Here is a 12,676-nt window from a genome sequence, read left to right on the forward strand (position 1 = left end):
ATTGTAGAGGGGCTCATCCTAGCTTTCCGAGTAGCCATGTGCTTGACACCTAACACTTCAGCCTTCGCATCGAAGATTAATACATAGAGAAGTTTTAAATATTATCGATTTCTTCCGCCATTTCACGCATTCTCTGTACATCTTCTCTGGATAATTGAATCTCAGCAGATTTTACATTTTGCTTGATCTGATCCACCGTAGTGGAACCGCTCAGCAGATTAATGAAACCGCCTTGCGCCAGTATCCATGCCAAAGCCAAATTTGCAATGGCACAATTGTATTTTTCACAGAGCGGTTTCCATGCATCCATCATGTCCATTGCCTTTTGCATGTTTTCCGGCTGGAACCATTTCTTATTGCACTGTGCTCCCGTAGGGACGTAATCTCTCGGCAGGCATCCGCTCAGCAGTCCCTGCTCCAGAGGAGAATAAGCCTGAAGGGTAATTTTGTTTTCTCTGCAGATCGGCAGTAAATCTTTTTCAATCCCACGATCCAGAACGCTGTATTTGCCCTGTACAATATCCAGCTCCCCGTATTTCAGATACTCCCTGATATGCTCCGGAGTGGCATTTGCCGCACCAATCGCTTTGATTTTTCCTTCCGCTTTCAGCTCATTCAGAGCTTCCATCGTTTCTGAAATAGGGGTGAAATACGGCTCTACAGACTGCCAATGAGTCATATAAACATCAACATAATCCGTACCCAGGCGCTCCAAGCTTAACTCGATTTCTTCTCGGATGGATTCCTTGGACAGATTTTTATACAGCTGTGTATCACCGACCTTATTGAACAGGCTTCCTTCCCTTGTCCAGACGATACCGCATTTTGTGATAATAACGAAATCTTCGCGCTTCATTCCTTTCAGCGCTTTGCCCAGAATCTTTTCACTGTTGCCGAAATTATAGCCCGGAGCAGTATCAATCAAATTAACCCCCAGCTTCGGGCATTCGCGGATGGTATCGATACAGGTCTGGAGATCCTTATCTCCACCCCATGCGGGGCCTCCGCCGATCGCCCACGTACCAAGCCCGATTTTCGAGATATCCTTCCCGGTTTTCCCAAGCTTCATTGTATTCATTTTTATCCAACCTTTCTACACACAACCCTATGTATTTTTTAATGTTATTCCGCTTGCATTGAAATATCCTGTTTCAAACGTCTATATGACTCTGATATAAAAACGTAAAGGTGAATCTTCCTGAGAGATTTCTGTTTTAATAACCTAAACGCTTAATAAACCGCATTAGGTTATCCATCGTCAAAGACAAATCGTCTTTACTGCGTTCCTTTGCCCATTGAAAGTCCAATGCAACCCGGTTAATGCTGAATACTGCAGAGACTCCGGTATCATACACTCCTTGAATATCATCGCCAATGTCACCAACGACTGCAATCACTGGTATGTCAAGCTTTCGGGCCCTACGTGCAACACCTATAACTACTTTCCCACGCAGGCTTTGAGAATCAAGTTTTCCCTCGCCGGTAAAAATCAAATCAGAATTTTCAGCCAAGCGGTCAAAATCCACCATACTAAGAACCGTTTCAATGCCCATTTGCAGACTTGCACCGAAAAAGGCCACCATACCGCCCCCCATTCCCCCAGCTGCACCCGAACCTGGGATTTGGGAGACATCCGTATGGAGTTCTTTCAGGATCACTCTGGAACCGCTCTGCAGTTGGCTATCCAAAAGCTTTACCATTTTTTCATCCGCCCCCTTTTGTGGGGCAAACACATAAGCGGCTCCTGTCTTCCCGTAAAGTGGATTGTCAATATCGCACATTGAGACAATTTCAGCAGACCTTAACTGAGGACAAAATCCGGACGTATCTATTTTATTGATTTTGGAAAGCGTTCTGCCTACGGGAATAAACAGCTTACCGTCTTTGTCATAAAATTTCATCCCTGCTGCAGCAGCAGCCCCGACCCCCAGGTCATTGGTGCAGCTTCCTCCCAGACCCACAATAATTTTCGTGCAGCCATGAGTCGCAGCATGCACCATTAACTGACCAATACCATATGTTGTAGTTTGTTCAGGATGCTTATTATCTCCAACTAAAGGTAACCCCGCACAGGCAGCCATTTCAATGACGGCAATATCCGAATCCACAATGCCGTAGAAAGCCTTGATATCTTCCATATAAGGACCTTTTACCCAAGTAAAAACCTTATGCCCGCCCATGGCGTTTAGAAAAGCGTCCACACTTCCCTCTCCGCCGTCTGCAACGGGAATAGAAACCACTTCCGCTTGAGGGTAATGGACCTTGATCCGGGTTTCCATGATACCGCAGATTTCGCTGGAGCTCATTGTTCCCTTAAAAGAATCCGGAATTAACACAGCCTTTTTCATGGGGGATTCACATCCTTTTATCATTCTTTCTTCCTGTACATGAATTTCAAAATTGCCGTTACCCTTTTACTGATTAACAATGTTAATCGGCTTCCCTGAAAGGAAAGCCTCCAAATTTTGGACAGCAATTTTCATCAGACGTTCCCTACTCTCTTTCGGAGCCCATGCAATGTGCGGTGTTATGATGACATTCTTCGCTTTGAGCAAAGGATTGTCCGCCAGGATTGGCTCTGTGGAAACCACATCGACCGCTGCACCGTATATTTTTCCTGAATTCAACGCATCGGTCAAATCCTGTTCTACTACCAGCGGGCCCCGCGAAGTGTTGATGAAAATAACGCCATCCTTCATTTTTTGAATGCCGTCCTTATTAATGATTCCTTTTGTGGAGGGTAATAAAGGACAATGCAAAGAAATGACATCGGACTCCCGAAGCAGCTTATCCAGACTGACATAATCAGCAATCTGACGGCCCGTATTATTTTGATATTCGTCATAAGCCAACACCTTCATACCAAATGCCTTTGCAATTCTACCGGTGCTTTGCCCTATGCGGCCAAATCCTATGATGCCTATGGTTTTGCCTGCCAGCTCAATCAGCGGATAGCACCAATAGCACCAGTCTTCACTGCCAGTCCATATGCCGGCTTTGACACTTTCGCTGTGCGCCCAGACATGATGGCAAATTTCCAGCAATAAAGCAAATACATACTGCGAAACCGCTGTTGTCCCATACGTAGGAATATTGCAGACAGGGATTCCCCGCTCCTTCGCCGCTCTGACATCCACCACATTATATCCGGTCGCAAGAACTCCAATATACTTTAGGTTCGGACAGGCGGCAATGGTTTCCTTTGTAATCGGGGTTTTGTTAACAATCACAGCGTCCGAATCCGCAATGCGTACAACAATGTCGTTAGCGGATGTACGATCGTAAACTTTAAGTTCCCCAAGGTTTTGAAAGCCTTCCCAGCTTAAATCTCCGGGATTTTCCGTATATCCATCCAGAATTACGATTTTCAAGTCAGATTCCCTCCTAAACTGCTTTTAATGTTCTATGGACATCCAATCAGCACAACCAACTCAGTCGAACAAAGAGACGGCAAAACGCGGGTAAGTTGCCCATCGTTTGCCGCCATAGGGACTAATTAGGGCCAATTCAGTTACCCTCAACAGATCAACAAAGTTCATGAGTCAAATTCAGTAAAAAATAGGCCTTTCCTATTTTAATACGTTCTCTGCATCGGTATATTCGATGTTAAGACTCTCTGCAACCGCCTTATTGGTAAGATGCCCATCAAAGGTATTCAGGCCGCGCAATAATGCCTTATCGTCCAGTAAGGCTGCTTTTGCGCCTTTTTGGGCAATTTGAAATAAATACCCGATCGTGGAACCGGTCAATGCATAGGTTGAAGTTCTGGCCATGGAACCCGGCATATTTGCAACGGAATAGTGAATCACTCCGTATTTTTCATAGATCGGGTTATCATGTGTCGTCGCTTTATCAATCGTTTCAATGCTGCCACCCTGATCGATCGCGACATCGACAATAACCGTGCCTTTCTTCATGGTCTTAACCATTTCGGCCGTAACGACCTTCGGCGCCTTTTTACCCGGAACAAGGACACAACCGATCAGTACATCCGCTTTTTTGACGGCCTGTGCTATTTCATATTCACTTGAAAGGACCGTCGTAACCTTCCCTCCAAAAATATCGTCCAGATAGCTTAATCTTTTTTTACTCACATCAAAGACGGTAACATGCGCACGCATGCCCACGGCGATCTTAGCAGCGTTCGTACCGACACTTCCTCCACCGACAATCACAACTTCCGCCGGCGCCACGCCGGGCACGCCGCTTAAAAGGACGCCTTCTCCGCCGTAAAAAGACTGAAGATAATTTGCCGCTACCTGTACGGACATACGTCCTGCAATTTCACTCATCGGCAACAGCAGAGGCAAAGACCCATCCTCCGTCTCCACGGTTTCGTAGGCGATCCCGGTTACTTTTTTCTCCAGCAAAGCATTGGTAAGAGCCGGATTAGGGGCAAGGTGCAGATATGTATAGAGGATTTGCCCCTCTTTAAAATAATGGTATTCACTTTCCAGCGGCTCTTTGACTTTTACGATGATGTCGGACTGGGAGAAAACTTCTGATACATCCTTTTCTATGGCGGCACCTGCCGCTTCATATTCCGCATCGGCTATTCCGCTTCCAAGTCCGGCCGACTCCTCAATGATTACCTTGTGGCCCACACTCACGAGTCGATGGACACCGGAAGGGGTCATCGAAACGCGGTTCTCATTGTTTTTGATTTCCTTAGGAACTCCAATAATCATGATAATTTCCTCTTTTCAAAAATAAACACTGCAGATTTGCTCTGCACATTGACTGACAAACTGATATTTTTCAAAATCCATGGCCGCAAAAATCACCTTCCAACGACAATACCCTTAAAAATAGACCCACTGGCTGTTAACAATAAATTTGTCAAAAGACTTTTTCTAAAGCCAGGATTGATATTGATCACTGAGATAATTCTGTACCATAGATCTTACCTGACCGGCACTTTCCATTTCCAATGCCTTTTGGGCAAGAACGCCAAGCTTGTTCGTATCGCACATCGACAGCAGGTTTTTTACCATTAAAATGGAGGAGGGATTAACACTTAAATTTCGGAGCCCGAATCCCAGTAATAAGGGCAGTGCCAGTTTATCCGCTGCCATTTCCCCACAAAGTGAACAGATCTTTCCCGCGTGATTACAAATATGTATGATGTTTGCGATCAGCGTCAACACTCCCGGATTAAAATAATCATACAGATTTGAGATTTTTTCATTCAGACGGTCCACTGCCAAAGTATATTGGGTCAGATCGTTGCTGCCTATGCTGAAAAAATCGATCTTTTGAATATATTGATTTGCCATTACGGCCACCGAAGGGACCTCTACCATGATACCGACCTGAACATTTTTATCAAATGGAAGGTTATCGTGTAATAATTCCTTCTTCACTTGTTCAAAAATCTCCAAAGCTCTGTCAAGTTCGTCCATATTACTGATCATCGGAAACATGATTTTGACGTTTCCATAAATGCTTGCCCGCAAAGCCGCCCTCAACTGATCTGTCAAGATATCGGTTTTGTCAAGGCAAATTCTAATGGCCCGATAGCCTAAAAAAGGATTTGCTTCCGATGGAAGAGAAAGGGATTTTACTTCTTTATCCCCGCCGATATCCATCGTACGCACGGTAAGAGGTTTTGAGCCCAGCTTCTCCGCTATATTTTTGTAGATGGCAAACTGTTCATCTTCCGAAGGAAGATTGTCACGATTCATATAGAGAAATTCCGTGCGAAAAAGCCCGACACCGTCGGCTCCATCCTGTATCAGCTTATCTGTGGTACTTGTATCCATTATGTTTCCCAGAACGTGGACTCTTACCCCGTCTGCCGTACAGCCGGCGGTTTGTGTGAACATCTGCAGCTTAAGCATCCTGTCATGGTACTTCTCTATCTCTTTTTTAGCAAAGGCAATTTCATCTGCTGTTATGTTATATGTAACTTGTCCCGCCACAGCGTCCAAATAAATCCTTTTCCCGTTTTCAAGTGCGGATATATCTCCGCAGCCAACCACAGTGGGAATCCCCATATTGGATGCAAGAATTGATACATGGGATGTTCTGGATCCATTCCCGAGAAGCAATCCGGCAATTTTTTTCGAATTGCTGTTCGCCAGCAGAGAGGGGGGCAGGTTTCGGGCAACAAGGATAACTTCCTCTTTCAAATTCGAAAGATCAGGATAATTTTGTCCGATAATTTGGCAAATAAGTTGATTGCCGATATCACGAAAGTCGTCAATACGTTCTCTTATGAGACTGTCGCCCAGTGAATCAAGCAGACGACACTGTTCCTCAACACTTCTTGCAACAGCCGCCGGAGCACTGTAACCCTCTCCAATTGACTTAAAAATACCATCATGGAACAGTCTATCCCTAAGCATGGTATAGTGTGTCTCCATGAGTGTAGCTTTGATATGCTCGCCTTGTGTATGGTACTGATCAATCAATTTCTTCATAGTTTCAGAAAGTTCCAAAATGGAGGAATCGACGGACGAAATCGCTTCCTCCTTGCTGACTGTGCGCTTTTGCTCGGGATCAGCCTTCGGAATTTCCTGCATGATCATTACTTTTCCCAAAGCTTTGCCAGGAGAAGCGGCTATGCCCTTTATTATCATTTTTATTACTCCTCCAGTGCATCTATAAAACTACAAATTTTCTCCACCGCCTCATGTTCGTCAGCTCCAACGCCTTTCACTGTTATGGTCAGACCCGGGCGCAATCCCGCTGCAAGCAGGCTGAAGATGCTTTTCGGATCTGCTACATTACTGCCATTAATGATTTGCAGATCAGATTTGAAGCTCTCGGAAAGTTTAACAAGCAGCGTCGCCGGTCTTGCGTGAAGCCCGGTCGGATTTGAAATCATCACATTTTTAGAATACATTTTCACTTCTCCATATATTAAAGATGTCCATCTCCGGACTGATTTAGAATCTTACCGGTTCATTGTCAATCTGTTTTTGCAGACAACACATTACGATTCATGACCGGTCAGAAGCTTCTATTGTGTTTCGTGAATCTTTGCCTGCAATTAATAGATATACTATTCCAATTGCGCTAACTCTTTTGTCGTTTCCAAAAAATCATCCATATCCGCTGCGCTGTTACAGTGGAGCGGTGATACTCTGATGCAACCGTTCATTCCAAAAGAATCAAGCATGCGTTTAGAGTATAAGCTTGTGTTGATTCTTTCGTATACGATAATACCTCTCTTTTCATACTCTCTTACTGCTTGTGTAAAGCCCAGCTTATCAATTCCCATGGGGATAATGAAATCGCGCTCTGTCATATCAGGGTTGTCAAGATATACGCTTACCCCTCTCATTTTTCTAAGCCCTTCGATTTTTTCGCTGCCGTTAAGCATCCTGTTCATAAGCGCTCTTTCGTGCATCTTAATCCTGTTCATCCCCTCGACAAAAAGTTCTCTTCTGGTGCCGGTTTCAATAAACTGACCGCCCAGCCAGCAAACATAATTTACAATTTCAGTAATGGCAACAAATTGGGACGGCGCCGGAGAACCAAGTTCCCAAGTTCCTTCAGGCTTTGCAAGGAGCGTATGATGGCGAAGTTTGGAAAGCCTATCCGAAACGTAGGCAATTCCGGAACCCCTGTTGCCAAAAAACTTGTACGGCGCAAAGTTCATACCGTCTACCTCTAACTTGTCAACATCTATAACACCGTGGGGAGCGTGCTGGACCGCATCAATGATGATAAAAAGATCGGGATTTTTCTCTCTTGCCGCCTTAATAATCGCCTCGGCATCTAAAATGGCGCCTGAAATATTTGACGCATACATAAAGCTTAAAAGACAGGTATTACAGTCAACTTTACTAACAATCTCGTCGACGTCCACTCCCCCTGTCACCGGATTCGTCTTAACCGGCCTGAATTCTTTTCCCGTTTTCCTGGCATAGTAAAAAGCGGCATCATAAGCCGATGGATGTTCCAGCATGGTGGTGACAATATTAGTCCCCGGTATATTTTCAGCAACCGATCCAACCATTTCAAACATAGCTTGCGAAGCGGTCAATGTTGTAAGCAGGCTGCCATCTTTTGCGTTAAATATAGTTCGGATATCGTTTTCCCCATTTTCTTGAACCTTTTGCAAATAAAGAGCAGTCTCATGTACTCTTTCAGGGCAATCCGGAAGAGCGTCTATGTTTTCATAAGATTTTAATACGCTCTTTAATCTGAATGCACCTCCTGCATTATCAAAAAATATTCTTCTTCCCTTTCTTAATGGATCACTGTCTACATGCCAAAACTTTTCCTTGATTTTCTTTTGTAATTCATCACTAAAGAGTATTCCTTCTTGTAGACTTGTGTCAACCATGACTAAATCTCCTTTACGTTTAAACAATTTTAATGCAGGTAAAAGAAACGGTTCTATCCTCTCATTGCGGCATTCGTCACACTAATTGTACATTTTATAAGGCAATACCGAAACAAACCCGGTTCAAATAACTTTCCCATCATTTATTAGAACTTTTCCATCCACCGTTACTGTGGGAGCCTTAAATACCATGTCCAGATGATATGCACTGGCCACCAAACCACCGAATCCTCGGTTATCGCCACATCCAAGACTTCATTCAAATCGTTTAATTCCTTTGTAATTAGGAAGCTTATATCAACAATTTACAGAGGTCTCTGATTGCTGGCGCACCTTCGTTTTCTGTCCGCGACACGCTGGGGGTAAGAAAAAATCAAGGAACCTGTCTTTCTGATGACAGATTCCTTGATTCTTTATTTTCACGCCGGCCGGCGCAGGATTCATCTTTTCCGGGATGGATGTTCAAGATTCTGATAATACGTCATTTACCCGTCCAAGATAGAATGATTCCTACTGAATCTGAGAGAAAGCAGCATTCCTTCGGGCGATATCACAAGTATTAAAGATTAATATTGTGGCGTTTGAGCATGTCCTCAATCACATGCATATCGGAATTGGAGACTTCCTTGACAGGATGCCCCATCCAGCGATCACAAACGCCCGCAATTTTCATAACGCCCTTAATCTGAGAAATAGCCATCGGGTAAGGCAGAAAGTGGTAGAGCTCGTCAAAGAAAGAAACCTTCAAAATAACCTCCACATCCTTGCGTGTGATTTCCGTTTTTTCATCCGCCAGACCAACTACAGCTTGCTCCTATTTGGACAGCAGACTTTTTTATCGTCTGTAAATTTTCTTTATAATAATCCACCCTTAAAATCCATAAAAATCCAGATATATTAGGGTATTAATGGGATATGTCAATTTCTATTTTAATTTTTACTTAAGTTTAATATAATTCATTTATTAAAGCGAAAGAAGGGTATAAATGAAAAAATTTGCGGTAAAATTTACAGCTCTACTTTTATCAATGCTATTAGCGACCCAAACATTATCGAGCATGGCATATGCCGCCCAACCTTCCATATTTGTTACAGACTCTCCATACAGCAGTTCTGCTGATGGAACGAAGCCAGACAATGTTCAGGATTCTGCTGAGCCAAAAGATTTCCAGGCCCAGATCGTAACAGAGCTTCCTGAAAAGCGAACAGAAAATACCAAAACTTTTTTAATGAGTAACGGAACGTTTATGCTGGCCGCTTATAATGAACCCATCCATTACAAAGACAGCAACAGCATCTGGCAGGATATTGACAACACGCTTACCCGTTCAGAACCCGACCGCCTCTGTGGATTCTCAGTTGCTTGAAAATAAAGCGAGTAAAACAAAAATAAGCTTTTCAGCGAAAATGAAAACCAATAAGGCCGTAACACTAAAAACCGGCAATTATACTATCAGCTGGGGGATTGACGGTGCGGATGATGCGAATTCAAATATAATATCCGATCAGGAAAACAGTGAGAACGAATCCCATAACGACAAATTTTTGAAGCTAAAAAAGATTAACAATGAAGTGGTCTATCGGGATGCGTTCCCAGATACCGATATCCAGTATCTCGTATCCTCGACTTCCGTAAAAGAGAATATTATTTTAAAATCGGCAGCTGCAAAAAGGACTTTCACTGAGACTTACCAGATCGGAAGTTTAGTTGCAAAACAAATTGACAGCAAAACCATTCAGCTCTTTGAAAGCAGTGACAGCGGCTTCAAAAACCCAGTTTATGCCATTAACGCTCCGCAAATGACGGATGTAAGCGGTGCCGCAAGCGACAAGCTATCCATACGTTGCTACAGCAGAGCAACGGTATATTGAAAATATCTATCAACGGATTTGTCCTATGACGTTGGAGACAGGCTGGTTAAAAAATCATCTTCAGACGGGAATGCAATCAATTATCAATACGATAGTATGAACCGCACTACCCTTATAGGATACACTTTTGCGGGGCAGATGGAATCCAATTATTTTGTCTATGGCGATGATAACCGAAAGCATGACGTCATCCTGCCCTCGGATGGCCGAATCACATACGAGTATGATTCGCTGAACCGGGAAGTCAAGACGGATATCAACCCAAAGGCCATGCAGGATCCAACGCTCCGCGCTCAGCGGAGTTATGTGAATGTTTCCGGGAATCAGACTACCACCATGGTGGATACCTACTCCAATTATAAGCGTGTAGGCACATCCGACACCACACTTTCAAAATACCGGTACGCTTATGATGAGAATGGAAACATTCAAACGGTAACTGATGAAGATGGAAAAATCACAACTTACACCTATGACCAGCTCAATCAGCTTGTCCGCTCCGATGACCAGAAAGCTGGCATATCCACCGTTTACAGTTACGATGTCGGAGGAAATATCACAGCAGCCAGTACATATCCCTATACAACTGATGCTTTGGGAAACCCTACAAAAACGGTTTCTTATGCCTACGGGAATGAAAACTGGAAAGACCTGCTGACCAGCTACGACGGACAGAATATTACTTACGATGAAATCGGCAATCCCCTCTCTTACCGTGACGGCATGAATTTTGCCTGGGAAGGCCGCCAGTTAAAAACCGCCGTTGCAAACGGCAGAAACGTAAGCTATACTTATAACAATGACGGAATCCGGACCGGCAAAACTGTTGACGGTTTAACTACGAAATATTTCCTTGACGGCAGTACCGTGATTGCTCAGCAAACCGGAAATGACATTCTTTGGTTCCAGTACGAAAGCGATGGAAACAGAGTCGGCTTCACCTACAATGATACGGCGTATTACTACACGAAGAACTCTCAGGGCGACGTAACTGGAATTGTTGACGGAAACTGCAATACTGTCGTGGAATATTCCTACGACGCCTGGGGCAAGCTTTTAAGCACCACCGGTTCTATGGCGGATTCGATCGGCCAGAAGAATCCCTTCCTTTATCGCGGGTACTACTACGATTTCGAGACCGGGATGTATTATCTCAATAGCAGATACTACGATTCGAATACAGGTAGGTTCTTGAATGCAGATGGGGCTGTATCAACAGGTACAGGTATTTTGGGTCATAATATATTTGCTTATTGTGACAATAATCCTATCAGGCGGCAAGACTCCGTGGGAGCGAATTGGTTCACCGATATGGCTAAAAAGGTTTCTGAAACATTTTCATTTGTTTTGGATCTTGTGACTTCTGTGTTTGACTCCAAACATGATACACATACTAATGAAGTTTTAAGTTCGGTCGAAACAGCAAATGATTTATATAGCTTATACAAAGTGGGTTCAGATGCTATTGATGACACGACGAGACATACAATGAATGTGGTTGCGGTAGGAACGCAGAAAAAGCCTAAAATAATTAAACTAAAAGTTTCAAAAAGCAGTGATAATATAGAGAACTATATCAATATTTGCAAACAGTCATACAAGATGATGAAAATAAATGAATTAGGCGGAGGTGTAGAAATATCAGGAAAAACGTGGGCTGATTTAAATGTCGACCAGAGGTTTAATTTAGTTCATCAAATGTGTATTTGGGATAGAAATACGTATAATGATATAATATTATCATACGGAAAAAAAGCAACTAATATAGCAGGAGGTATTACTTATGGAATTAGTGACATCTTCCCAGAAGATTAGAAAAAATATAATAAAAAAAATAATATTCACGATGCTATCTCTTGTGGTCGTAGTTATTTCTGTCACAATTATATGCTTGTTGAATTCAGAAAAAATTGGGGATTGGTATTTAGACGTAAAAAAGAATCCGGTTAAATCTACGTATTGGTATGAAACTAACTATAACAGAACAAAAAATGACGACGTTTTATTGAAATTAGCAACAAGTTTAAAATTATCGAAAGATTACACGAGACAAAAAGTATATTATCCATTGATATTCTCTAGCAAAAATTTAAATGAGAACCAACGTCAAAATTATATTGAACAATATATAGAAGCTTATTTTTATACAGATGATTTCTCCGGTTTTAAGGCAGCATATAAAAAATACTCAACTGATCTCACAAATAATTCATCTGTCGTTATACCATTACAGCTTGTTATTGATGATCAAACCATTATAGCTTCTGATCTAAAATGGGCTCTTGACTTTAGTAATGAACTGCTAGAAACTAATGATAATTTATTAATTAAAGCAACTTTATATTCCCAGCAAGCGTCCATATATCAGCGTTTGGGCAATAATTCTCAAGCATCCGTCCTGAATCAAAAATCTATACAAATAAAAGATCAACTTCTAAAATGAATTATGCAATATAAACCAAAATATAAACGCAGACGATTCGTCTGCGTTTATATTTGATAAGGAAA

Annotated in this window: 12 protein-coding genes; 4 read left to right on the plus strand and 8 right to left on the minus strand. The window is 42.7% G+C overall.

The genetic code is table 11. The features are described from left to right. Positions 1 to 94: 94 nt before the first annotated feature. The 8 genes from ydjG to ACRQU7_RS15060 form a co-directional block, all read right to left on the minus strand. A complete protein-coding gene (gene ydjG, locus ACRQU7_RS15025) occupies positions 95 to 1,078 on the minus strand; it encodes an NADH-dependent methylglyoxal reductase (protein ID WP_444641587.1) in 984 nt (327 codons plus the stop codon). A 136-nt stretch (positions 1,079 to 1,214) separates the two neighbouring features. After that, positions 1,215 to 2,348, minus strand: a complete 1,134-nt coding sequence (locus tag ACRQU7_RS15030) for a glycerate kinase family protein (protein ID WP_444641588.1) — start codon at positions 2,346 to 2,348, stop codon at positions 1,215 to 1,217. 66 nt (positions 2,349 to 2,414) lie between these two features. Next, entirely contained in the window at positions 2,415 to 3,371 is a 957-nt protein-coding gene (locus tag ACRQU7_RS15035) for a D-2-hydroxyacid dehydrogenase (RefSeq protein ID WP_444641589.1), read from the minus strand. 198 nt (positions 3,372 to 3,569) lie between these two features. Further along, on the minus strand, positions 3,570 to 4,688 hold the full coding sequence (gene ald / locus ACRQU7_RS15040) for an alanine dehydrogenase (RefSeq protein ID WP_444641590.1): 1,119 nt from the start codon (positions 4,686 to 4,688) through the stop codon (positions 3,570 to 3,572). Between the two features lie 165 nt (positions 4,689 to 4,853). After that, entirely contained in the window at positions 4,854 to 6,581 is a 1,728-nt protein-coding gene (gene ptsP / locus ACRQU7_RS15045; RefSeq protein ID WP_444641591.1) for a phosphoenolpyruvate--protein phosphotransferase, read from the minus strand. A gap of 5 nt (positions 6,582 to 6,586) precedes the next feature. After that, on the minus strand, positions 6,587 to 6,847 hold the full coding sequence (locus ACRQU7_RS15050) for an HPr family phosphocarrier protein (RefSeq protein ID WP_444641592.1): 261 nt from the start codon (positions 6,845 to 6,847) through the stop codon (positions 6,587 to 6,589). A 159-nt stretch (positions 6,848 to 7,006) separates the two neighbouring features. Further along, the gene (locus tag ACRQU7_RS15055) at positions 7,007 to 8,296 is read right to left on the minus strand and encodes an aminotransferase class V-fold PLP-dependent enzyme (protein ID WP_444641593.1); all 1,290 of its coding nucleotides are present in this window, start codon (positions 8,294 to 8,296) and stop codon (positions 7,007 to 7,009) included. Between the two features lie 559 nt (positions 8,297 to 8,855). Beyond that, entirely contained in the window at positions 8,856 to 9,044 is a 189-nt protein-coding gene (locus tag ACRQU7_RS15060) for a hypothetical protein (protein ID WP_444641594.1), read from the minus strand. Positions 9,045 to 9,282: 238 nt separating this feature from the next. On the opposite strand from ACRQU7_RS15060, the gene ACRQU7_RS15065 reads away from it, so the two are divergent. The 4 genes from ACRQU7_RS15065 to ACRQU7_RS15080 all read left to right on the plus strand — a co-directional run bounded on the left by ACRQU7_RS15065 (position 9,283) and on the right by ACRQU7_RS15080 (position 12,611). After that, the gene (locus ACRQU7_RS15065) at positions 9,283 to 9,663 is read left to right on the plus strand and encodes a hypothetical protein (RefSeq protein ID WP_444641595.1); all 381 of its coding nucleotides are present in this window, start codon (positions 9,283 to 9,285) and stop codon (positions 9,661 to 9,663) included. Continuing rightward, entirely contained in the window at positions 9,656 to 10,168 is a 513-nt protein-coding gene (locus ACRQU7_RS15070) for a hypothetical protein (RefSeq protein WP_444641596.1), read from the plus strand. Before ACRQU7_RS15065 ends, ACRQU7_RS15070 begins: the two co-directional genes overlap by 8 nt. Before the next feature lie 138 nt (positions 10,169 to 10,306). Further along, a complete protein-coding gene (locus ACRQU7_RS15075; RefSeq protein ID WP_444641597.1) occupies positions 10,307 to 11,983 on the plus strand; it encodes an RHS repeat-associated core domain-containing protein in 1,677 nt (558 codons plus the stop codon). After that, the gene (locus ACRQU7_RS15080) at positions 11,952 to 12,611 is read left to right on the plus strand and encodes a hypothetical protein (protein ID WP_444641598.1); all 660 of its coding nucleotides are present in this window, start codon (positions 11,952 to 11,954) and stop codon (positions 12,609 to 12,611) included. Before ACRQU7_RS15075 ends, ACRQU7_RS15080 begins: the two co-directional genes overlap by 32 nt. The last annotated feature ends 65 nt before the right edge of the window (positions 12,612 to 12,676 follow it).

The organism is Caproiciproducens puteiluti, assembly GCF_052442865.1.
Classification (GTDB): Bacteria; Bacillota; Clostridia; order Oscillospirales; family Acutalibacteraceae; genus Caproiciproducens.

Coding starts and splice junctions, on each gene's coding strand:
- ydjG (WP_444641587.1), bottom strand. CDS start 1,078: ATGAATACAATGAAGCTTGGGAAAACCGGGAAGGATATCTCGAAAATC.
- ACRQU7_RS15030 (WP_444641588.1), bottom strand. CDS start 2,348: ATGAAAAAGGCTGTGTTAATTCCGGATTCTTTTAAGGGAACAATGAGC.
- ald (WP_444641590.1), bottom strand. CDS start 4,688: ATGATTATTGGAGTTCCTAAGGAAATCAAAAACAATGAGAACCGCGTT.
- ptsP (WP_444641591.1), bottom strand. CDS start 6,581: ATGATAATAAAGGGCATAGCCGCTTCTCCTGGCAAAGCTTTGGGAAAA.
- ACRQU7_RS15050 (WP_444641592.1), bottom strand. CDS start 6,847: ATGTATTCTAAAAATGTGATGATTTCAAATCCGACCGGGCTTCACGCA.
- ACRQU7_RS15055 (WP_444641593.1), bottom strand. CDS start 8,296: ATGGTTGACACAAGTCTACAAGAAGGAATACTCTTTAGTGATGAATTA.
- ACRQU7_RS15065 (WP_444641595.1), top strand. CDS start 9,283: ATGAAAAAATTTGCGGTAAAATTTACAGCTCTACTTTTATCAATGCTA.
- ACRQU7_RS15075 (WP_444641597.1), top strand. CDS start 10,307: ATGGAATCCAATTATTTTGTCTATGGCGATGATAACCGAAAGCATGAC.
- ACRQU7_RS15080 (WP_444641598.1), top strand. CDS start 11,952: ATGGAATTAGTGACATCTTCCCAGAAGATTAGAAAAAATATAATAAAA.